General features: G+C 70.2%; 19 protein-coding genes and 1 other RNA gene. 12 read left to right on the forward strand and 8 right to left on the reverse strand.

The features are described 5' to 3' along the window. Positions 1-57 precede the first annotated feature (57 nt). Complete coding sequence (locus DKG75_RS07375) at positions 58-1,884, reverse strand: extracellular solute-binding protein (RefSeq protein ID WP_109920446.1); 1,827 nt, start codon at positions 1,882-1,884, stop codon at positions 58-60. A gap of 25 nt (positions 1,885-1,909) precedes the next feature. Beyond that, positions 1,910-2,455: a c-type cytochrome gene (locus DKG75_RS07380; RefSeq protein ID WP_109920447.1), complete on the reverse strand. Its 546-nt coding sequence runs from the start codon at positions 2,453-2,455 to the stop codon at positions 1,910-1,912. A 205-nt stretch (positions 2,456-2,660) separates the two neighbouring features. Between DKG75_RS07380 and DKG75_RS07385 the strand changes: the two genes are divergently transcribed. Both DKG75_RS07385 and DKG75_RS07390 read left to right on the forward strand, forming a co-directional pair. After that, the gene (locus tag DKG75_RS07385) at positions 2,661-3,425 is read left to right on the forward strand and encodes a 3-deoxy-manno-octulosonate cytidylyltransferase (RefSeq protein WP_109920448.1); all 765 of its coding nucleotides are present in this window, start codon (positions 2,661-2,663) and stop codon (positions 3,423-3,425) included. Then, positions 3,425-4,297, forward strand: coding sequence for a prephenate dehydratase (locus tag DKG75_RS07390; protein ID WP_109920449.1), 873 nt, complete (start codon positions 3,425-3,427; stop codon positions 4,295-4,297). Before DKG75_RS07385 ends, DKG75_RS07390 begins: the two co-directional genes overlap by 1 nt. Here DKG75_RS07390 and nudC read toward each other — a convergent pair. Together nudC and DKG75_RS07400 are read right to left on the reverse strand one after the other, a co-directional pair. Then, on the reverse strand, positions 4,294-5,229 hold the full coding sequence (gene nudC / locus DKG75_RS07395) for an NAD(+) diphosphatase (protein WP_109920450.1): 936 nt from the start codon (positions 5,227-5,229) through the stop codon (positions 4,294-4,296). The genes DKG75_RS07390 and nudC overlap by 4 nt on opposite strands. A gap of 37 nt (positions 5,230-5,266) precedes the next feature. Beyond that, positions 5,267-5,878: a hypothetical protein gene (locus tag DKG75_RS07400; RefSeq protein ID WP_146210377.1), complete on the reverse strand. Its 612-nt coding sequence runs from the start codon at positions 5,876-5,878 to the stop codon at positions 5,267-5,269. Positions 5,879-5,989: 111 nt separating this feature from the next. Here DKG75_RS07400 and ffs point away from each other — a divergent pair. From ffs to recR, 4 genes are all read left to right on the forward strand, one after another. Continuing rightward, positions 5,990-6,085: signal recognition particle sRNA small type (gene ffs / locus DKG75_RS07405), an RNA gene on the forward strand. A gap of 99 nt (positions 6,086-6,184) precedes the next feature. After that, on the forward strand, positions 6,185-8,026 hold the full coding sequence (locus DKG75_RS07410) for a DNA polymerase III subunit gamma/tau (protein WP_243746518.1): 1,842 nt from the start codon (positions 6,185-6,187) through the stop codon (positions 8,024-8,026). A gap of 12 nt (positions 8,027-8,038) precedes the next feature. Further along, a complete protein-coding gene (locus DKG75_RS07415) occupies positions 8,039-8,359 on the forward strand; it encodes a YbaB/EbfC family nucleoid-associated protein (RefSeq protein WP_109920452.1) in 321 nt (106 codons plus the stop codon). Next, positions 8,359-8,973: a recombination mediator RecR gene (gene recR, locus DKG75_RS07420; RefSeq protein ID WP_109920453.1), complete on the forward strand. Its 615-nt coding sequence runs from the start codon at positions 8,359-8,361 to the stop codon at positions 8,971-8,973. Before DKG75_RS07415 ends, recR begins: the two co-directional genes overlap by 1 nt. Positions 8,974-8,999: 26 nt before the next feature. Here the strand turns inward: recR and DKG75_RS07425 are convergent, their stop codons facing one another. Beyond that, entirely contained in the window at positions 9,000-9,641 is a 642-nt protein-coding gene (locus DKG75_RS07425) for a YitT family protein (protein ID WP_109920454.1), read from the reverse strand. A 292-nt stretch (positions 9,642-9,933) separates the two neighbouring features. Here DKG75_RS07425 and DKG75_RS07430 point away from each other — a divergent pair, with 292 nt between their 5' ends. Beyond that, a complete protein-coding gene (locus DKG75_RS07430) occupies positions 9,934-11,619 on the forward strand; it encodes a putative bifunctional diguanylate cyclase/phosphodiesterase (protein WP_109920455.1) in 1,686 nt (561 codons plus the stop codon). A 24-nt stretch (positions 11,620-11,643) separates the two neighbouring features. Here DKG75_RS07430 and DKG75_RS07435 read toward each other — a convergent pair whose 3' ends face one another. Beyond that, complete coding sequence (locus DKG75_RS07435) at positions 11,644-11,982, reverse strand: acyl-CoA thioesterase (protein ID WP_243746532.1); 339 nt, start codon at positions 11,980-11,982, stop codon at positions 11,644-11,646. A gap of 196 nt (positions 11,983-12,178) precedes the next feature. On the opposite strand from DKG75_RS07435, the gene DKG75_RS07440 reads away from it, so the two are divergent. Both DKG75_RS07440 and DKG75_RS07445 read left to right on the forward strand, forming a co-directional pair. Next, positions 12,179-12,742: a TetR/AcrR family transcriptional regulator gene (locus DKG75_RS07440; RefSeq protein WP_109920457.1), complete on the forward strand. Its 564-nt coding sequence runs from the start codon at positions 12,179-12,181 to the stop codon at positions 12,740-12,742. A 55-nt stretch (positions 12,743-12,797) separates the two neighbouring features. After that, the gene (locus tag DKG75_RS07445) at positions 12,798-13,718 is read left to right on the forward strand and encodes a haloalkane dehalogenase (RefSeq protein ID WP_109920458.1); all 921 of its coding nucleotides are present in this window, start codon (positions 12,798-12,800) and stop codon (positions 13,716-13,718) included. A 19-nt stretch (positions 13,719-13,737) separates the two neighbouring features. On the opposite strand, the gene pyk is transcribed toward DKG75_RS07445, so the two are convergent. Then, on the reverse strand, positions 13,738-15,156 hold the full coding sequence (gene pyk, locus DKG75_RS07450) for a pyruvate kinase (RefSeq protein WP_109920459.1): 1,419 nt from the start codon (positions 15,154-15,156) through the stop codon (positions 13,738-13,740). 206 nt (positions 15,157-15,362) lie between these two features. Between pyk and DKG75_RS07455 the strand changes: the two genes are divergently transcribed. The 3 genes from DKG75_RS07455 to fixJ are packed head-to-tail and all read left to right on the forward strand — an operon-like array spanning position 15,363 to position 18,561. Then, a complete protein-coding gene (locus DKG75_RS07455) occupies positions 15,363-16,463 on the forward strand; it encodes an NAD(P)H-dependent flavin oxidoreductase (protein WP_109920460.1) in 1,101 nt (366 codons plus the stop codon). Positions 16,464-16,493: 30 nt separating this feature from the next. Further along, entirely contained in the window at positions 16,494-17,969 is a 1,476-nt protein-coding gene (locus tag DKG75_RS07460) for a sensor histidine kinase (RefSeq protein ID WP_109920461.1), read from the forward strand. After that, positions 17,959-18,561 carry a response regulator FixJ gene (fixJ, locus tag DKG75_RS07465; protein WP_109920462.1) on the forward strand — a complete coding sequence of 201 codons (603 nt, stop codon included), beginning with the start codon at positions 17,959-17,961 and terminating at the stop codon, positions 18,559-18,561. The genes DKG75_RS07460 and fixJ overlap by 11 nt, the downstream gene beginning before the upstream one ends. 6 nt (positions 18,562-18,567) lie before the next feature. Here fixJ and DKG75_RS23740 read toward each other — a convergent pair whose 3' ends face one another. Next, positions 18,568-20,085: a hypothetical protein gene (locus tag DKG75_RS23740; protein ID WP_109920463.1), complete on the reverse strand. Its 1,518-nt coding sequence runs from the start codon at positions 20,083-20,085 to the stop codon at positions 18,568-18,570.

Genomic DNA, 20,085 nt, shown 5'->3' on the forward strand with positions numbered 1-20,085 from the left:
GGAAAAGGGGTGCCACATCACGGCGGATGATAGCAAGCCGTGCCGCGCTTTAAAGCGCTATCCCTTTATTTTGGCGGCTTTTTCCGGGTCGAACCACCAGGTATCCGAAAAACCGGAGGCATATTTCGGCAAGGTCGCCGGGCGGCCGAAGCGATCCCAGACGGCCATGCGGGTAACGCCCGAATACCATTGCGGCACGACGTAGAATTGCCAGCTCAGGACCCGGTCCAGGGCGCGGCAGGCGGTGACCAGGGCATCGCGGCTTTCGGCGAAGATCACCTTGTCGATCAGAGCGTCCACCACCTTGTCCTTGATGCCGATCAGGTTGCGGCTGCCCTTGGCATCGGCGGCGGCGCTGCCGAAGAATTCGCGCTGCTCGTTGCCGGGGGAGAGGGACTGGGGATAGGTCGCGACCACCGCGTCGAAATCGAAATCGGCCAGAAGCGTGGTGTATTGCGCCGCATCGACATTGCGCAGCGTCGCCGCGATGCCGAGAAGCTGAAGATTCTTGATGAAGGGCTCGATGATCCGGTTGAAGGTCACGTCGTCCATCAGGAAGTCGACGGTCAATTGCAGGCCGTCCGGGCCGACCAGCTTCCTGTCCACCACCTTGTAGCCGGCGGCGGCCAGCAGGTCGCGGGCCTGGCGCAGCAGGGCGCGGTCCTGGCCCGAGGCGTCGGACACCGGCGGCCGGTAGACGGTGGTGAAGACTTCGGGCGGCAATGCCGCGCGGAACGGTTCCAGCAGGGCGAGTTCGGCCCCTTCCGGCAGGCCGGTGGCGGCCATTTCGGAATTGCTGAAGTAACTGTCGGCGCGGCTGTAGGCGCCGAAGAACAGGGCCTTGTTCGACCATTCGAAATCGAAGGCGAGGCCCAGCGCCTGGCGCACCCGGCGGTCCTGGAATTTCGCCCGGCGCGTGTTCAGCACGAAGCCCTGCATGCCGGCGGGCGTGTGGTCCGGCAGTTCCAGCTTCACCACCCGGCCGTCCCTGACGGCGGGGAAGTCGTAGCCGGTGGCCCAGATGCGCGCCACCCGCTCGTGGCGGACATCGACGGCGCCGCCCTTGAAGGCTTCGAACAGGGTGGTCTCGTCGCGGAAATATTCGAAGCGCAGGCGGTCGAAATTATTCCGCCCGCGGCAGATGTTCAGGTCGGCGGCCCAATAGTCCGGCACCCGTTCCAGGGTCAGGCTGCGCCCGGGATCGACCGCGCCGATGCGATAGGCGCCGCTGCCCAGCGGCACGTCCAGGCTGGGCCGGCCGAAGTCGCGGGTCTGCCAGTAATGGCGCGGCAGGACGGGCAGCTGGCCGGTGATCAGGGGCAGCTCGCGGTTGCCGGTCTTATCGAAGGTGAAGCGCAGGGCGCGCTCGCCGGTCTTTTCCGCCTTGGCGATATTGGCGTAATAGGCGCCGTAGAAGGGGTGGCCCTTCTCGCGCAGGATCTCCATCGAGAAGATCGCATCCTCGGGCGTGACCGGGGCGCCGTCGTGAAACCGCGCCTCGGGGCGCAGCACATAGTCGACGAAGCCGTGATCGGGCCCGACCAGGATCGATGCTGCCAGCAGGCCGTATTCCGAGAAAGGCTCGTCGTCGGCGTGCAGGGTCAGCGTGTCGTAGATCGCCCCCGCACCCGCCGCCGGATCGCCGATATAGATGAAGGGGTTCAGCGAATCGAAGGTGCCGAACACGCCCTGGCGCAATTCGCCGCCCTTGGGCGCCGCGGCATCGACATAGTCGAAGCGGGGAAAGCCGGCGGGATATTTCAGGTCGCCGTGCATGGCAAGGCCATGGACCGGCGCGCCTTGGGCCCTGGCCCCGAAAACGGGAATGGCCCCCGCGAGGGGGGCCAGGCCCAGGGCGGCCAGCAGGTGGCGACGCGAGATCATGCCGACCTGCCGGACCGTTGCCGGATCAGGGCAGGGGAGCCGGCGAATCCGCCTGCGCCCGCAGATAGGCGATCAGGTCGGCGCGATCCTGCGGCTTCTTCAGGCCGGCGAAGCCCATCTTGGTGCCCGGGGCATAGGCCTTCGGGTTGCGGATGAACTCGTAGAGCGCCTTGTAGTCCCAGGGACCGGCGATGCCCTTGATCGCATCCGAATAGGCGAAGCCCGCGGCATGGCCGTGGCTGGCGCCGACGATGCCGTAGAGATTCGGGCCGACCTTGGCGGCGCCGCCCTTGTCGACCGTGTGGCACGAGGCGCATTTCGCGAACTGCTTCTGGCCGTTCTCGACCGAAGCGCCGGCCAGCAGGGTCTCGACCGGCGGGTCTTCCGGCGCGGCCGCGGCTGCGGCTTCGCCGCCCGCGGCGGCCTCGGTCTCGACGCCCTCGACGACATAGACCGGCTTTTCCAGCTTATGCGGCGAAACCAGCGCATTGCCGATATTGCCGACGATCATCAACGCCAGCACGCTGCCGAGCACGGCGCCGGCGATCTTGTTGAACTCGAAGGAATCCATCTGCCCTCGTCCCCTCCGTTCGGGGTGGACATACCCCGACAGGCGCGCGGAGATTAGCCGCTTCCAAGCAAAAGGTGCAACCCGTATAAGGTCGCACGATCGCCTCGGAAACTGACGGCAAGGCGCGCGATCTTCGCCGTGTCATGTTGCCGCAGGACGCCGCCGCCGCCAATGGTGCCGTGACCCCATCACAGGAATTCACCCGATGTCCCCACTCCCCCCCGCCGCTGCCGGCAAGGCCGTCGTCGTCATCCCGGCGCGCATGGCGTCGACCCGCCTGCCGGGCAAGCCGCTGGCCGGGATCGCCGGGGCGCCGATGATCGTGCAGGTCTGGCGCCGGGCGGTGGAGGCGGGGATCGGCCCGGTGATCGTCGCCGCGGCGGAGCCCGAGATCGCGGCGGCGGTGACGGCGGCCGGCGGCACGGCGGTGCTGACCGCGCCCGATCTGCCGTCCGGTTCCGACCGGATCGCGGCGGCGCTGGCCATCGCCGACCCGGCGGGGACGGCGGAAATCGTCGTCAACGTCCAGGGCGACCTGCCGACCATCGACCCGGGGGTGATTCGCGCCGCCCTGCTGCCGCTGGCCGATCCCGCGGTCGACATCTCGACCCTGGCGGCCGAGATCCGGGTCGAGGCGGAACGGACCAACCCCAATGTGGTGAAGGCGGTGGTCGCCTGGGCGGCGGACGGGCGGACCGGCCGCGCACTCTATTTCACCCGGGCAACGGCGCCCCATGGGGCCGGCGCCCACTGGCATCACATCGGGCTTTATGCCTATCGTCGCCCGGCGCTGACCCGATTCGTGGGGCTGCCTCCCTCGCCCCTCGAGCAGCGCGAAAAGCTCGAACAATTGCGGGCGCTCGAAGCCGGGATGCGGATCGACGTGGTGGCGGTGGATACGGTGCCGCTCGGCGTCGATACGCCGGAAGACCTGGAACGGGCCCGCGCCATCCTCGAGGGCAAGGCCTGATGACTTTCGATCCCGCCCGTGTCGGCACCGCCGTCGTCTGCTACCAGGGGGCGCCGGCCGCCTTCTCGCACCAGGCCCTGAAGGAATTGTTTCCCGACGCGACGCCGCTGCCCTGCCCGACCTTCGACGAGGCCCTGCGCGCGATCCAGGACGGCACCGCCGATTTCGGCGTGATCCCGATCGAGAATACCCTGGCCGGCCGCGTCGCCGACATTCACCAGCTGCTGCCGGGGGCGGGGCTGCATATCGTCGGCGAATATTTCCTGCGCATCCGCCACCAGCTGCTGGCACCCCGCGGCGCCACTCTCGACGGGCTGAAGACGGTGCACAGCCACCAGATGGCCCTGGCCCAATGCCGCCGCCTGCTGACCGCGCGCCACCTGACCCCGGTCGTCCATGACGATACGGCAGGTGCTGCGCGCGATGTCGCGCTGTGGAACGACCCGACCGTGGGCGCCATCGCCTCGGGCCTCGCGGCGGAAATCTATGGCCTGGATACGGTGGCGGCGAATATCGAGGACGCGGCCCACAACACCACGCGGTTCATCGTGCTGGCGCGCGAACGGCACGACCCGCCGCAAGGCACGCCCAGCATCGTCACCTTCGTGTTCCGGGTGCGGAACGTGCCGGCCGCCCTCTACAAGGCGCTGGGCGGCTTCGCCACCAACGGCATCAACATGACCAAGCTGGAAAGCTACCAGATCGGCGGCAGCTTCACCGCGACCCAGTTCTATGCCGATATCGAGGGCCACCCGGACGACCGGGCGGTGCAGCTCGCCTTCGAGGAGCTGGCCTTCTTCTCGACCGACGTCAGCGTGCTCGGCTGCTATCCGGCCCATCCGTTCCGGCGCAAGGTGAACGGGGAAAGCTAAACTTTCCCCTCTACCCAGGCCCGGACCAGGTGGTGGGCGATGGCCAGGGGTGGCGGCATGGCGAGGTCGCGCAGCCGGCCGGCCAGGGCCTCGGCGCAGGTCTCCCGGCTGAACCAGCGAGCGTCGTCCAGTTCCTCGCCGTCGATGGTGATCGCCTCGGTGGTCGCCTCGGCGAAGCAGCCGATCATCAGGGACGAGGGGAAGGGCCAGGGCTGGGCGGCGTAATAGGTCACCCGGCCGGTGCTGATGCCGGCCTCTTCCTTCAGTTCGCGGCGCACCGCCTCCTCGATCGATTCGCCGGGCTCGACGAAGCCGGCCAGCGCCGAATAGAAGCCGGGCGGAAACTTCGGCTGGCGGCCCAGCAGGCAGCGGTCGCCATGGACCGCCAGCATGATCACCACCGGGTCGGTGCGGGGGAAATGTTCCGCGCCGCAGGCGGCATGGGTGCAGCGGCGCGACCAGCCCGCCGCTTCGACCGCGCTCGGGGCGCCGCATTGGGCGCAGAAACGGTGGCGGTCGTGCCAGTCGACGATGGCCTTGGCCTGGGCGGCGATCGCCGCGTCGCGCTGGTCGAGGACCATGGCGGCGGCGCGCAGGTCCTGGAAGCGGCCGACGCCCGCCAGCGCCCCGCCCCGGGCCGGATCGGGCCCGTCCGAGAGATCGACCGCGAAGACCGCCCGGTCGCCGTCGAGGCCGAGGAAGACCGGCGGCGGCGCGGACGCGATCAGGTCGTCGATCAGGCCGGCGCGCAGCAGGCCGAGCACGCTGTCGCCCTGCTGGTCGACGATGAAGGGCCGGGTCCGCCACAGCGGCAGGAACTGGCTGTCGCGGTCCTTCAGGCGGGCGTCGAGCCAGGCCTGGTCCTTGCGCCGTTCCGAGGCGCGGTCGAGCGGATTGCCGGCGAAGGTGGTCGCGGCGCTGGCTTCGATCATGATGGCGGGGGCTCCCCTCGGTGCCGTTTTGTCCGGTTTAATTTTGAGTTGTCGAGACATCGCCCGGCGGCAGGCGCAAGCGGCGTTCGCATTCGGACGCCTTGAATTGCAGGTCGCGCAGGGGCGTGCCCTCGTCCGGCAGGGTGGGCTCGCAGCGCCGGGCGAGCGTCAGCCACATGCGATAGCGCGCGGCCTGGGAGGCGGTGGCGGCGGCATCCGGCTTGGGTTCGGCCGGGGGCTCGACGGCGGCGGGCTGCGGCGGCGGGTCGGCCGGGGCGTGGTCCAGGGCGGCGCGCTCCAGATCGGCGGGCTGGCGCACCACGGTCCAGTGCACGCCGCCGTCGTCCGACTGGTAAAGCCCGATGCCGTCGGTCGCGAGCAGGATATCGCCCCAAAGCGCCAGCTTGTAGCCATGCTCGTCATAAGGCGAGGGCGAGCCGGCCAGGCGGTCGAGGCAGCCCTCGAGGTCGAGCGGGCGGGATACTTCCCATTTCTCCTTCACCAGCCGGCGGCAGCCGGCGAGCGCCGGATCCTCGGTGGCGGCGGCCAGGGGGGCGGGCATGGCAAAGCCGCCGGCAAGGGCGAAAGCCGCCGCCAGCGCCGCCATCCTCGTGGTTGCCGCCCGTTCCATGGCGACAAAGTTAACCAACGCCCGCGCCCCGTCCACCGGGAACGCATCCGGATGGCCCCCATTGGCGGGGTTTTCGGGACCGACGCAAAGCCCTTGCCGAACCGGTGCCGATCGACCATATAGAGCGCGGGAGGTTGGCGATGGACGGATCACTCGCCAACCCGGTCAGGTCCGGAAGGAAGCAGCCGTAACGAACTCGATTCGGGTCGTTGTCCAATCTCCCACCCGAAACCCCCGCCCCTGCCGGCGGGGGTTTTCGTTTTCCGGCTTTCGCTTTTGGGGTGGGCTTGCACCGGGGAAGCCGGGCCGCCACAATCCCCGGCCATGACCGACATGCTGAATCAGTCGGAGTCCCCGGCAGAACCCTATCGCGTATTGGCCCGGAAATACCGGCCCTCGACCTTCGCCGAACTGATCGGCCAGGAGGCGATGGTGCGCACCCTGACCAATGCGATCGCGGCCGGGCGCCTGGCCCATGCCTTCATGCTGACCGGGGTGCGCGGGGTGGGCAAGACCACCACCGCCCGCATCATCGCCAAGGGCTTGAACTGCATCGGCGCCGACGGCACGGGCGGCCCCACGGTCGAGCCCTGCGGCGTCTGCGTCAACTGCACGGCGATCGCGGAAAGCCGGCACATCGACGTCCAGGAAATGGACGCCGCCAGCAGAACCGGCGTGAACGACATCCGCGAGATCATCGACGGCGTCCGCTTCGCCGCGGTCCAGGCGCGCTTCAAGGTCTATATCATCGACGAAGTGCACATGCTCTCGACCAGCGCCTTCAACGCCCTGCTGAAGACGCTGGAGGAGCCGCCGCCCCATGTGAAATTCATCTTCGCCACCACCGAAATCCGCAAGGTCCCGGTCACCGTGCTGTCGCGCTGCCAGCGTTTCGACCTGCGCCGCATCGAACAGGACCGCCTCATCGCCCATCTCGGCGGCATCGCCGTCAAGGAAGGGGCGCAGGTCGCGCCGGCGGCGCTGGCCCTGATCGCGCGGGCGGCGGAAGGCTCGGTGCGCGATGCCCTGTCGCTGCTCGACCAGGCGATCGCCCATGCCGCGGGCGCGGTCGACGAGGGCGCGGTGCGCGACATGCTGGGCCTGGCCGACCGGGCCCGGGTCTTCGACCTGTTCGAAATGGTCATGAGGGGCGATGCAAGGGCGGCGCTGGCCGAACTCACCGATCAATACGATACCGGCGCCGACCCGGCGGTGGTGCTCCAGGACCTGCTGGAACTCACCCATTGGCTGACCCGGCTGAAGATCGTGCCCGAGGCGGCGGCGGAGGCGACGGCCTCGGAACACGACCGCCTGCGCGGCCTGGAGCTTGCCCGGGGCCTGTCCATGCCGGTGCTGGCGCGGAGCTGGCAGATGCTGCTGAAGGGCCTGGGCGAGGTGCGGGTGGCGCCCAGCCCGCTGCCGGCGGCGGAAATGATCCTGATCCGCCTGACCTATGCCGCCGACCTGCCGCCCCCGGCCGACCTCGTGAAACAATATCAGGACGAGCGCGACAGCACCCGCCGCGGGCCCGCCGGCCCGGGCCCCGGTGGCGGCGGGGCGCTGGCCAGCGCGGTCGCCGTCGGCCGGCCCCTGGCCGCGCCCGTGCCCGGCCGCGCCCCGGTCGCCAGGGCGGAAGGCCCGGTCGCCAAGGCGGAGGGTAACGTCGTCTTCCTCAGCCCGCCGCAGGGCCAGCCGAAACCCGCCGCCCTCGACAGTTTCGAGGCGGTGGTCGCCCTGTTCGAGGCCAAGCGCGAGATCATGCTCTCCGCCCATCTCTCGAACGATGCCCATCTCGTCGCCTTCGCGCCCGGCCGCATCCTGGTCCGGCTGGAGGAAGGCAGCGGCAACCGCCTGCGCGAGGTCGCGGCCCGCCTGAAGGAATGGACCGGCGAGACCTGGGTGATCGACACCTCGACCGAGGCCGGCGCCGAGACCCTGGGCGAGCAGGCGCGCGAGGCGAAGAACGCCCTGGCCGAGCGGCTGAAGACCTCGGCCCCGGTGCGGGCGCTGGAAGCCGCCTTTCCGGGCCTTCGCCTCGTCGATATCAGGCCGCTCTCGAAACAGGGGATGGCCGGCCCGATCGAGGACGAGGCGGAAACCGCCGAACCCCACGACGAGGATGCGCCGATCCTGGACATCTTCGATCTCGAACATGAGGACGACTGAGGAACCCCGGCCATGAAGCTGAACGAAATCATGAAGCAGGCCCAGGCGATGCAGGCCAAGATGGCCGAAATGCAGAGCAGCCTGGACACGGTGGAAGTCGAGGGCCGCTCGGGCGGCGGGCTTCTGTCCATCACCATGACCGGCAAGGGCGAGGTGAAGAAGGTGAAGATCGACCCCAGCCTGATCGTCGCCGACGAGGCGGAAGTGCTGGAGGACCTGATCGTCGCCGCCCACCGCGACGCCAAGGCCAAGGTCGAGGCGAAGATGGCCGACGAAATGCAGAAGGCGACCGCCGGCATGGGCCTGCCCGCGGGCTTCAAGCTGCCGTTCTGATGGCGCTCGCCGGGCCCGAGCCGGGCGGCGCGCTCGACCGGCTGATCCAGCTTCTCGCCCGGCTGCCGGGCTTCGGGCCGCGCTCGGCCCGGCGCGCCGCGCTGCAATTGATCAGCCGGCGCGAAAGCCTGATGGCGCCGCTCGCCGCCGCCCTGGCCGAGGCTTTGGACAAGGTCCGTCCGTGCAGCCGCTGCGGCAATCTCGATACGATGGACCCTTGCGCCGTCTGCCGCGATCCGGCGCGCGATGCCGGCGTCGTCTGCGTCGTCGAATCGGTGGGCGATCTCTGGGCGATCGAACGTTCGGGCGCCTTTCGCGGGCTCTACCATGTGCTCGGCGGCCATCTCTCGGCGATCGACGGCATCGGGCCCGACGAATTGCGCATTCCCGCCCTGATCGCCCGCCTGGGCGCGCCGCTGCGCGAGGTCGTGCTCGCCCTCAACGCCACCGTCGACGGCCAGACCACGGCCCATTACATCGCCGCCCAATTGGCCGGCCGGGGCGTGGCGGTGACGCGCTTGGCCCATGGCGTGCCGGTCGGCGGCGAGTTGGATTATCTCGACGACGGCACCCTGGCCGCGGCCCTGAAGGCGCGCCGGCCTTCCGCGGAATAGGCCCGTTCCCGCACCGGGACTGAGCCTCAGCGCGCGACATACCAGTCGCGCCGGTGGTTGAAGGCGACCAGAAGGTTGAGCGCCAGCGCCCCGACCATGGAGACCAGCACGTTCATGCCGTCGATCATGAAGGCGGCGACGGCGAAGATGACGACATCGAGCAGCAATTGCAGCCAGCCGGCGCGAAAGCCCGTCTTTTCCTGGATGTAATAGGCGAGAATGCCGATCCCGCCGCCGCTGGCGCCGTGGCGGAACAGGCCGATCACGCCGATGCCGATGCAAAGCCCGGCCAGGATGGCGCCGGAAAAGGGCTCGACATAGGCGATCACCAGCAGCCGGGGGGCGAGGCTGGTCAGCAGCGAAATGCCGGCGACGCAGACGATGGAGCGCAGCACGAAGCGCCGGTCCATGCGCAGCACCGCGAGGACATAGAAGGGCACATTGACCAGGAGGAAGACGAGGCCGAGGTCGGCCCCCGTCGCCTGGGCGATCAGGAAGGCGATCCCCGCCGCCTGCCCGGTCAGCAGGCCCATGGCATGCAGCAGGGCGATGCCGAAGGAAACCATGGCCACGCCGAAGAACAGGCCCTGCGCATTGTCGAGCGGCGAATGGGCCGGGTTGACCACCACGCCGGGCGGCAGGACAGCGGGGGAGGAATCCTTCGGCATCGGCGGTACTCGTCACGGCAGCGGGGCTCGCGAGGCGTCATTCCCGACAATATCCCGCGTTCGGACACAACGCACGCCCGGCTTGGCGGATCGCTGTTTCGCCGCCACCCGTTTCCTGCCAACATGTTGACATTGCTGTCAATTTTTTCGGGCCGAGCAAGCAGGGGTGATTCGCCGACCGGCCATCAGATGCATTGAACTGGGAGTCCGATCGGTGGCTTACTGTCGGGGCTGAATGTTCCCATTCCGGTGAGCCGTGCGGCCGCCGTCGCGGAAAGAAAAGGTGTAGGGGATGTGCCCGGCGTCGGCCATCACATATACGGCTGACACGCTGCAGACCATCATCGACGTGATCCCCATGCCGGTCGCCCTGATGGACCCGGCGGCGCGCGTCGTGCTGGCCAACGACGCCTTCTGCGCCATGGTCAATATGCGCCGGGACGCCTTCGTCGGCATGCCGGCGGAAGGGACGATCCGCACCGGGCACGAGGCGGCGCTGGTGCGCAACAACCGGGCGATCTTCGCCAGCCGGAAGCCGGACGAAAGCGAAGAACTGCTGGCGGAGCCGGGCGGCGCCGTCAAGGTTCTGCGCACCTTCAAGAGCCTGGTGACCCTGTCCACCCGGTCCGGGCCGGTCGATTACCTGATGGTCGCGGTGCAGGATGTCACCGGCCTTCGCGAGCGCGAGGCGCGGATCAAATATCTGGTCGAGCGCGATGCCCTGACCGGCCTGCCCAACCGGATCCAGTTCGAAGGCGAGCTTGCGGCCACATTGGCCCGGGACGATGCGGACCTTGCACTGCTCGTCGTCGACTGCGACGGCTTCAAGGCCATCAACGAACGCCACGGCCGGCAGGTCGGCGACGACGTGTTGCGCATCATTGCCCGCCGCCTGGCGAAAATGACGGGGGCGGCGGATGCGGTGGCGCGCAGCGGCGGCGACCGTTTCTGCCTTCTCGCCCATGTCCCGGGAACGGGGGAGGCGCTCGCCTTCGCCCGCCGGGTGCAGGCCGAGGTCGTGCGCCCGGTCGTCCTCGACGACCAGACGGTGCAGATCCGGGCCTCCATCGGCATGGCGCTGACGCTGGAGGATTCCCGCGATGCGGGCGAATTGCAGCGCCGCGCCGAAGCCGCCCTCAACATCGAGAAGCGCATGGGCGGCGGCGGCATCCGCCGGCTCAGCCTGCGCGAGGTGGAAGAGGCGAGCACCGCCGATTGGGACATCGCCGCCGATCTGCACCGGGCCCTCGAGGCGGGCGAATTGTTCCTGGTCTACCAGCCGGTGGTCGCCGCCGGGGACGGCGCCCTCAGGGGCTATGAGGCGCTGCTGCGCTGGGCCCATCCGGCGCGGGGCATCATCGGCCCCCATATCCTGGTGCCGGTGGCCGAGGAATCGGGCCTGATCGTCGAGGTCGGCGCCCATGTGCTGCGTCTCGCCTGCGCCGCGGCCCGCGATTGGCCGGGGGGATTGCGGGTGGCGGTCAATGTCTCGCCGGTGCAGCTGGCGCGCCCCGATTTCCCGAAGACGGTGGCCGCGATCCTGGCCGAGACCGGGCTCGCACCCGAACGCCTGGAACTCGAGGTGACCGAGACCGCCATCCTCGGCCATACCGAGCAGATGGTCCGGGCTTTCGAAGCGCTGAAGGCGCTGGGCCTTGCCATCGCCCTCGACGATTTCGGTGCCGGCTGGTCGTCGCTGGCGACGCTGCGCCATTTCCCCTTCGACCGCCTGAAGGTGGATCGCGGCTTCGTCTCGCGGATCGAACTCGACCCGCGCTCGGTCGCGATCGTGCGCGCCGTGCTCGGCCTCGGCGCCTCCCTCGGGGTGCCGGTGACCGCGGAAGGGGTGGAAACACTCGGCCAGCTGCGCATCTTGCGGCGGCTCGGCTGCAACGAGATCCAGGGCTATCTGATCGGGCGGCCGGCGCCCGATCCGCAGCCGCCCGAGACCGACGCCTGGGCCGAACTCGGCGATTGAACCGGCTTCAGACCGCCCCCGGCTTCAGGCAGGCGGCGGCACGTCGCGCGGGCGGCCCTGGGCGTCGATGGCGACGAAGGTGAAGGTGGCGTCCGTCACCTTGTAGCGCTCCTCGCTGTCGCGGCTGCGGCGCCAGGCTTCGACATGGATCTTCATCGAGGTGCGCCCGACCGAGGCGATCTCGGCATAGAGGCTGACCTCGTCGCCGACGGCGACCGGGCGCAGGAAGACCATGGCGTCGACGGCGATGGTGGCGCAGCGTCCACGCGCCCGGCGGGCGGCGGCGCTGCCCGCCGCCAGGTCCATCTGCGCCATCAGCCAGCCGCCGAAGATATCGCCGGCCGGGTTGGTGTCGGCCGGCATGGCGATGGTGCGGATGATCGCCTCGCTGTCCGGCGGTTCGATATTGTCGATCACGGAAACCCCCTGCCCTGATCGGTGCAGCCTATCGGCCGCCGAGGGTTTCGTCGATGCCGCGGTGCAGCGAGCGCCGGTCCCCCTCTTGACGGAATATTTTAAATCGTTCATTCTAAAATGAACGTTATAAATCGAGCGAGAGATGGCCAGACCCGTTGAATTCGAACTCGACCAGGCCCTCGACGCGGCGGTCGAAGCGTTCCGTCACCAGGGGTTCGCCGGGACATCGATCAAGGCCCTCGAACGTGCGACGGGCCTGTCGTCGGGCAGCCTGTACAACAGCTTCGGCGACAAGGACGTGATCTTCCAGCAGGTGCTGGGCCGTTATGTCGACACGGTCGTCGCGCGGCGCCTGGCCAGGCACCTGGGGCAAGGCGACCCGCTCGACGGGCTGCGGGCATTGTTCATGACCCTGCTCGACGAGCCGGGCGGCGGCTCGTTCGGCTGCCTGCTCACCAATACGGCGGTTGAATTCGGCCCTGCGGGGTCCGAGGCCCTGGCGGGCCTGCACCGCGGCTTCAAGGCTCAGGAGGACGCATTCCTGGCCGCGATCGAGCGGCTGTCGCCCGGGCGGGCCGATGCCGCGTCGGCCGCTCGCCGGCTGCTGGCGCTCTACCAGGGCATTCTCGTGCTGATCCGGGCCGGCTATCCCAAGGAGGCCCTGCGCGAGGCGATCGCATTCGAATTCGACGGCCTGAAACAATAAGCGTCGCGCGTTTCCCAGCGACCACATCGCCTGCCCAAGGAGAGGATCCACGCCCATGAAAACGCTGCGCACCCCGGACGAGCGGTTCGTCGGTCTCCCCGATTGGCCCTATGCGCCGAAGTACCTGGAGATCGAGGACGCCGGCGGAACGTCCCTTCGCCTTCACTATGTGGACGAAGGGCCGAGGGACGGGGCCACGGTCCTGCTCCTGCACGGCGAGCCTTCCTGGGGCTATCTCTATCGCAAGATCATCGCGGCGCTGGCCGCCGCGGGCTATCGCGCGATCGCGCCGGACCTGATCGGCTTCGGCCGGTCCGACAAGCCGGCAGCCCGGACCGACTATACCTACGAGCGGCACGTGGCCTGGATGAGCCAATGGCTGACCCGGCTGGATCTGAAGGACGTGACCCTCTTCTGTCAGGACTGGGGCGGGCTGATCGGCCTGCGCCTGGTCGCCGCCTTCCCGGAACGCTTCGCCGGCCTGATCGTCGCCAACACCGCCCTGCCGGTCGGCAGCGGCCTGTCGGAGGGGTTCAAAGCCTGGCTCGACTTCAGCCAGGGCGTGCCGCAGCTGCCGGTCGGCGCCATCCTCAACGGCGGCACCGGGCAGGCGCTGAGCCCGCAGGAGATCGCCGCCTATGATGCGCCGTTCCCGGACGAGACCTATAAGGCCGGCGCCCGGCAATTTCCGGTCCTGGTGCCGATCACGCCGGAACACGCCTCGGTCGCCGAGAACAAGGCGGCATGGGCGGTGCTGGAACGGTTCGAACGGCCGGTGATCACCGCCTTCAGCGACGGCGATCCGGTGACCCGAGGCGGGGAGGCGGTCTTTCAGGCCCGGATTCCCGGCGCCAGGGGTCAGCCGCATGTAACGCTCGAAGGCGGCCATTTTCTGCAGGAGGATTGCCCGGACGCCATCGTCGCCGTGATCGACGGCATGATCCGCGGCGGAACCCGGCGGGCAGGGTCGGCATGACGGTCACGCCGACCCTGCTCTAGCCCGGCAGCCGGGTCACCCTGATGTTGTTGGTGGTGCCGGCGCGGCCGAAGGGAATGCCGGAAACCACGACGATATGGTCCGCCGGCTGGCCGAAGCCCTCGCCGAGCGCGATCTCCTCGGCGTGGCTGACCATGTCCTCATAGGTCGAGACCGGGGCCGACTGCACGCTGTGCGCGCCCCACAGCAGGCACAGCCGGCGGGCCACGGCGATCTCCGGGGTCAGCGCCAGGATCGGCACTTCCGGCCGCTTGCGGGCGATGCGGGCGGCGGTGGTGCCGCTGTGGGTATAGGCGACGATGGCTGGGGCATCGATGGCATCGGCCAGGGTGGCGGCGGCGGCGGCGACCGCATGGGGCGGCGTCCGTTCGACCTGCGGTTCCGAGACCGAGATCAGCGAGCGGTAGAGCTTGTGGTGCTCGGTGCTGCGGATGATGCGGTCCATCATCTCCACCGCCTCGCGCGGGTAGCTGCCGGCGGCCGATTCGGCGGACAGCATGACCGCGTCCGCCCCGTCGTAGATCGCCGTGGCGACGTCCGACGCCTCGGCCCGGGTCGGGGTCGGGGCGGCGACCATGGAATCGAGCATCTGGGTGGCGACGATCACCGGCTTCACGGCCAGGCGGCAGGCGCGCACCAGTTCCTTCTGGCGGCCGGGCACGTCCTCGTGCGGGATCTCTACCCCGAGATCGCCGCGCGCCACCATGACCGCATCCGCGAGGCGGATGATGTCGTCGATATGATCGAGGGCGGAGGGTTTCTCGATCTTGGCCAGCAGCCCGGCCCGGTCGCCGATCAGGCCGCGCGCCTCGATCAGGTCGCCCGGCTTCTGCACGAAGGACAGCGCCACCCAGTCGACCCCCAGCGACAGGCCGAAGGCGAGGTCGGCCCGGTCCTTCGGGGTCAGGGGCGAAAGCTCCAGCAGGGTGTCGGGCAGGTTCACGCCCTTGCGGTTCGAGATCACGCCGCCGGTGATCACCCGGGCCTCGATCCAGTCGGCGCCGAGGCCGGTGATCTTCACCCTGAGCTTGCCGTCGTCGATCAGGAGGTCGTGGCCGGGCAGGACGGCGGCGAAAATCTCCGGGTGCGGCAGGGGAATGGCGTCGCGGTCGCCGTCGGTGCCGTGCTGGACGAAGCGGATGGTCTCGCCCGCCTCGACCTTGATCCGGCCGTCGCGGATGGTGCCGACCCGGATCTTCGGGCCCTGAAGGTCCTGAAGGATGCCGATCGGGCGGCCGACCTCCTGTTCGAGGGCCCGGATCGCCGCATGCACCCGGGCGTGGTCGTCGTGGCTGCCGTGGCTGAAATTCAGGCGGAACGTGTCTACCCCGGCGAGAAACAGGGCCTTCAGCATTTCGGGCGAATTGCTGGCGGGCCCGACCGTAGCGACGATCTTGGCGCGACGGAGACGATGCATGATGATTTCGGCCGTTTGGCCGCCTCTGGCTGCGTAAAATCGGGCGACCCCGGGGCAGGTCGCCGGCGAGGATACCCCCGGTCGCCGGGCGAAGCGAGTGCCGCCGCGGCGCGGTGTATCGTCGCCGGTAGAACCGGTAGAAAAGGGGCCGGCTGGACTGGGGAACTATGGCGGGCCATTGTGTCCCGCCCGTGACGGAGGATGCGATGACCCCCTGGCCCGATCAGCGGCTGCTCGACCTTTTCGCCATCGACCTGCCGGTGATCCAGGCGCCCATGGCCGGGGCGACCACGCCGGCCATGGTGATCGCGGTCAGCGCCGCGGGCGGCCTCGGCTCCCTGCCCTCGGCGCAATATGCCCCGGCGGAATTGCGCGCCGCCCTCGACGAGATCCGCGCCGCGACCGCGCGCCCGATCAACGTGAATTTCTTCTGCCACCAGGCTCCCCGGCCCGATGCGGCGGCGGAGGCGCGCTGGCGCGCCCGCCTCGCCCCCTTCTACGCCGAGGCGGGGCTGGTGCCGCCGCCCGGCCCCGCGGGTGCGGCGCGGGCCCCCTTCGACGACGGTTTCGCCGCCGTGGTCGAGGAGTACCGGCCCGAGGTGGTGAGCTTTCACTTCGGCCTGCCGGCGGACGACCTGCTCGCCCGGGTGCGGCGGACCGGCGCCCGGATCGTCTCCTCCGCCACCACGGTCGCCGAGGCGCGGGCACTGGCCGCCCGCGGCGTCGACGCGGTGATCGCCATGGGGGCGGAGGCCGGCGGCCACCGCGGTTCCTTCCTCGATCCCGACATGGCGACCCAGGCCGGGACCATGGCCCTGGTGCCCCAGGTGGCGGATGCGGTCGGCGTGCCGGTGATCGCCGCCGGCGGCATCGCCGACGGCAGGGGCGTTGCCGCCGCCTTCATGCTGGGCGCCGCCGGCGTCCAGGTCGGTACCGCCTATCTGTTCACGCCGGAGGCGAAGCTGCCGCCCCTGCATCGCGCCGCCCTGGCCCGGGCCGGAGACGACAACACGGCCCTGACCAATCTCTTCACCGGGCGCCCGGCGCGGGGGGTGGTGAACCGGCTGATGCGCGAGCTCGGCCCGCTGTCCGCCGATGCCCCGGCCTTTCCGACCGCCGGCGCCGCGCTCGCCCCCTTGCGCCAGGCGGCCGAGGCGGCGGGGCGGGACGATTTCACCAATCTCTGGTCCGGGCAGGCGGCGGCCCTGGCCCGGGCGACGACCTCGGCCGAGCTCACCCGGGCCCTGGCGGCGGGGGCGCTCGATTGTCTGCGGCGATCGCGGGGCGGAAGCCGTGCTATGCTTTAACTCGACTGATTCCAAGGGGTGAGGGGCGCCATGCCCGAGCGCGGCCGGACGGCGCCCGCATTGTTCAGCGACAGACGGCCGGCGGCCTATGGCATTGCCCTGGCGGCGGTCGCGGTCGCCACCGGGCTGGTGCTGCTGCCGGCATCGCCGGTCGACGGGCCGGCGCTCTATCTCGTCTATGTCGCGGCGGTCCTGGCGGCGGCGGCCTATGGCGGCCTCTGGCCCGGGCTGCTGGCGACCGGCCTCGGTGCCCTGGCGGGGCCGCTGGCCGCCGGGGTGCCGGCCCCCCTGGGGGTGGCGGGCATGGCCGCGGGGGCGCTCTATCTCGCCCTCGGGGTCGCGATCTCCTTCGCCGGCGGCTGGTTCATGGGCGCCCGCCAGCGCGCGGCCGAGATCAGCGATCACCTGCGCTCGATCCTCGATACCGTGCCCGACGCCATGGTGGTGATCGACCGCCAGGGCGTCATGCGCTCGTTCAGCCTCGCCGCCGAGCGCCTGTTCGGCTGGACCGCGGCGGAAGCGGTGGGGCGCAACGTCAGCCTGCTCATGCCCGAACCCTACCGGCGCCACCACGACGGCTATCTCGACCGCTATGCCCGGACCGGCGAGCGGCGGATCATCGGCGTCGGCCGCGTCATCGTCGGCCAGCGGAAAGACGGCAGCACCTTCCCGATGGAACTTCACGTCGGCGAGGCCAAGGGGGCGGAACCCTTCTTCACCGGCTTCGTGCGCGACCTGTCCGAGCGCCAGCAGGTGGAAGCGCGGCTGCAGGATCTCCAGGGCGAACTCGTCCATGTCTCGCGCCTGATGGCGGTGGGCGAGATGGCCTCCATGCTGGCCCATGAATTGAACCAGCCGCTGTCCGCCATCGCCAACCTGCTGACCGGCGCCCGCCGCCTTCAGGAACGCGGCCGGCCGGAAGACGAGCCGAAGATCCGCGAAGCCATGCAGAAGGCGGCGCAGCAGGCCCTGCGCGCCGGCGACATCATCCACCGCATGCGCAATTTCGTCTCGCGCGGGGACGGCGAGCGGGCGATCGAAAACCTGTCCAAAGTGGTCGAGGAGGCGGCGGCCCTCGCCCTCGTCGGGGCCAAGGAACGCCGGGTCGATGTCCGCTTCAACCTGGATCCGGGCGCCGACGGCGTGCTCGTCGACCGGGTGCAGATCCAGCAGGTGCTGCTGAACCTGATCCGCAACGCCATCGAGGCGATGCAGGATGCGCCCCAGCGCAGCCTGCTGATCGCGACCCTGCGCCGCGACGACGGTTTCGCCCTGGTCAGCGTCGCCGACACCGGCAGCGGCATCGCCGACGAGGTGCGCGACCGCCTGTTCCAGCCCTTCATGACCACCAAGCCCCAGGGCATGGGGGTGGGATTGTCGATTTCCCGCTCCATCGTCGATGCCCATGGCGGCCGCATCTGGGCCGAGGCCAACCCGGCCGGCGGCACGATCTTCCGCTTCACCCTGCCACCGCTGCCGACGGAGGGATCCGCCGATGAGCCTTGAGATGCCGGTCCATCTCATCGATGACGACGAAAGCGCCCGCGACAGCCTCGCTTTCATGCTCGAAGCCTCGGATATCAAGGTCGCGACCTATGCGTCGGCCGGGGCCTTTCTCGAGGCGCTGCCGGGGCTGGAGCCCGGCTGCATCGTCACCGACGTCCGCATGCCCGAGATCAGCGGGATCGAACTCGTCCACCGCCTGAATGCGGCCAGGGTGGCGCTGCCGGTCATCGTCATCACCGGGCATGGCGATATACCCCTGGCGATCGAGGCGATGCGCGCCGGCGTCGTCGACTTCATCGAGAAACCCTTCTCGGAGGAGCGGATCCTGGAAGCCCTGGCCCTGGCGCGCGGGAAATTCGCGGCCTTGCCGGCGGACGACGCGGGCGCCGAAATCCAGGACCGGCTGGCCAGCCTGTCCGAGCGCGAGCGCGAAGTGCTGGACGGCGTCGTCGCCGGCCACCCGAACAAGATCATCGCCCGCGATCTGGGCATCAGCCCGCGCACGGTCGAAATCTATCGCGCCAAGGTGATGATCAAGATGCAGGCGGACAATCTGGCCGCCCTGGTGCGCATGGTGCTGTCGGTGAAATGACCCGCGTCAGGCGGTGATCGACAGGCTGCCGCCGGTCGCCGGTCGCTGCTCGCTGCCGATGCCGAGGCTGCCGAGCGGATTGTCCTGCACCTGGAAGCCCAGGGTGCCGGCAAGGCCCGCCTCGGCCAGCACCGACTGGTAGCGGGCGATCAGGGTCTGGCGCAGGTCGAGGTCCAGGGGGCTGCGGCTGCGCAGGATGGTGTCGACCCGGCCGGGCTGGGCGAAGCCGTCGATCTGCAAGGCGCCCAGCTGGCTGAGGCTGACCTCGACCAGGAAGCGGGTGTTGCCGCCCTGGCCGCCCCGGCGCTGCGCCTCCCTGTCCTCGGGGCCGGCCTTGTCCTCGGGCGGGGGCTGGCGGTGGACGTAGAGCGTGATCGGCACGATGTCGCGCCCGTCGAAAAAGGGCAGGGGCACGGCGCGCCAGCCCTGGGGCGAGGTTTCGCCCGTCGCCCGCCCCAGGTCGGCGAATTCGGCGCTGGCGCGCAGCAGGGGGGCTGGGCCTTCCGCGGCCAGGGCCTTTTCCCGCTCGGGCCCGATCAGGCGGCGGAAATCCTTGAAGCGGAGTGCCGCCCCCAGCAGGGCGACGGCCAGCGTCTGGCCCCCCGGCTGGGCAAGGCCGGGCAGCAGGCGGGCCAGGCTGAGGTCCGGGGCGGCATCGGTGCCGGGGCCGAGCAGGGCCTCGGTCGCGGCGATGGCAAGGCGGCCGGTGGCGAACTGGCGGATGGCGGGCGGGGCGCCGGCCAGGCTGGGCAGGGCCGCGGGGCCGGCCGCCGGCCGCTCGGGCAGCGGGCCCAGGGGCCGGCGGCTGGCCACATCCAGGAGCAGGCGGGTGCCGGTGGCGATGCCGGCCGGGGCATCTTCGAGGTTGATGGTGCTGCCGTCGGCGCCGCTCAGGGTCAGGGCCACGGTGCCGTCCGGCTGGGGGCGCCGGGCGATCACGGTCGCGGCCAGGACATCCGGCCCCGCCGGCCCGGCAACCCCGAGGCGGAGCGCCAGCGACATCCGCCGCTGCCCGTCCGCCGCGACCTGGACCGCCTGATAGAGCGGGCGGGACAGGGCCTCCGCCTCCGGCGCCGGGCTGTCTGCCGCGCCCAGGAACTGCAGGTCGAAGGAGCGGGTGATGTTGCGCGCCGGCCCGCCGCGCAGCAGCACGGACAGAAGCTCGCCCGAGCCGATCACCTCGATCGACAGCGGCGTGCCCGGCGGCGGCAGGGCGGCGCGGGGATTGGTGACGGCGAACAGGCCGGCGCTGGTGACCAAGGTCGGCCGGCCTTCGCCGTCCGGGCCGCCGACCAGGGTTTCCAGCACCTGGCCGGGATCGAGGCGAAGCAATTCGGCCGCCAGCCGGACCGAGGGCGCGGCAGCCGCGCCGGCGGGAAGGGCGGGCGATCCCGCGGCCCCGGCACCGATCCCGCCTTGCCCGTGCTGGCCGGGCAGGCCGGATTGGGGCGGCTGCCGGGCATTGTCGGTCGAGGGACCGAGCCGGGGCGCCGCCAGGGGGCCGGAGACGGGATCGGCCGGCAT

The sequence above is a fragment of the Zavarzinia compransoris genome, from assembly GCF_003173055.1.
Classification (GTDB): domain Bacteria; phylum Pseudomonadota; class Alphaproteobacteria; order Zavarziniales; family Zavarziniaceae; genus Zavarzinia; species Zavarzinia compransoris.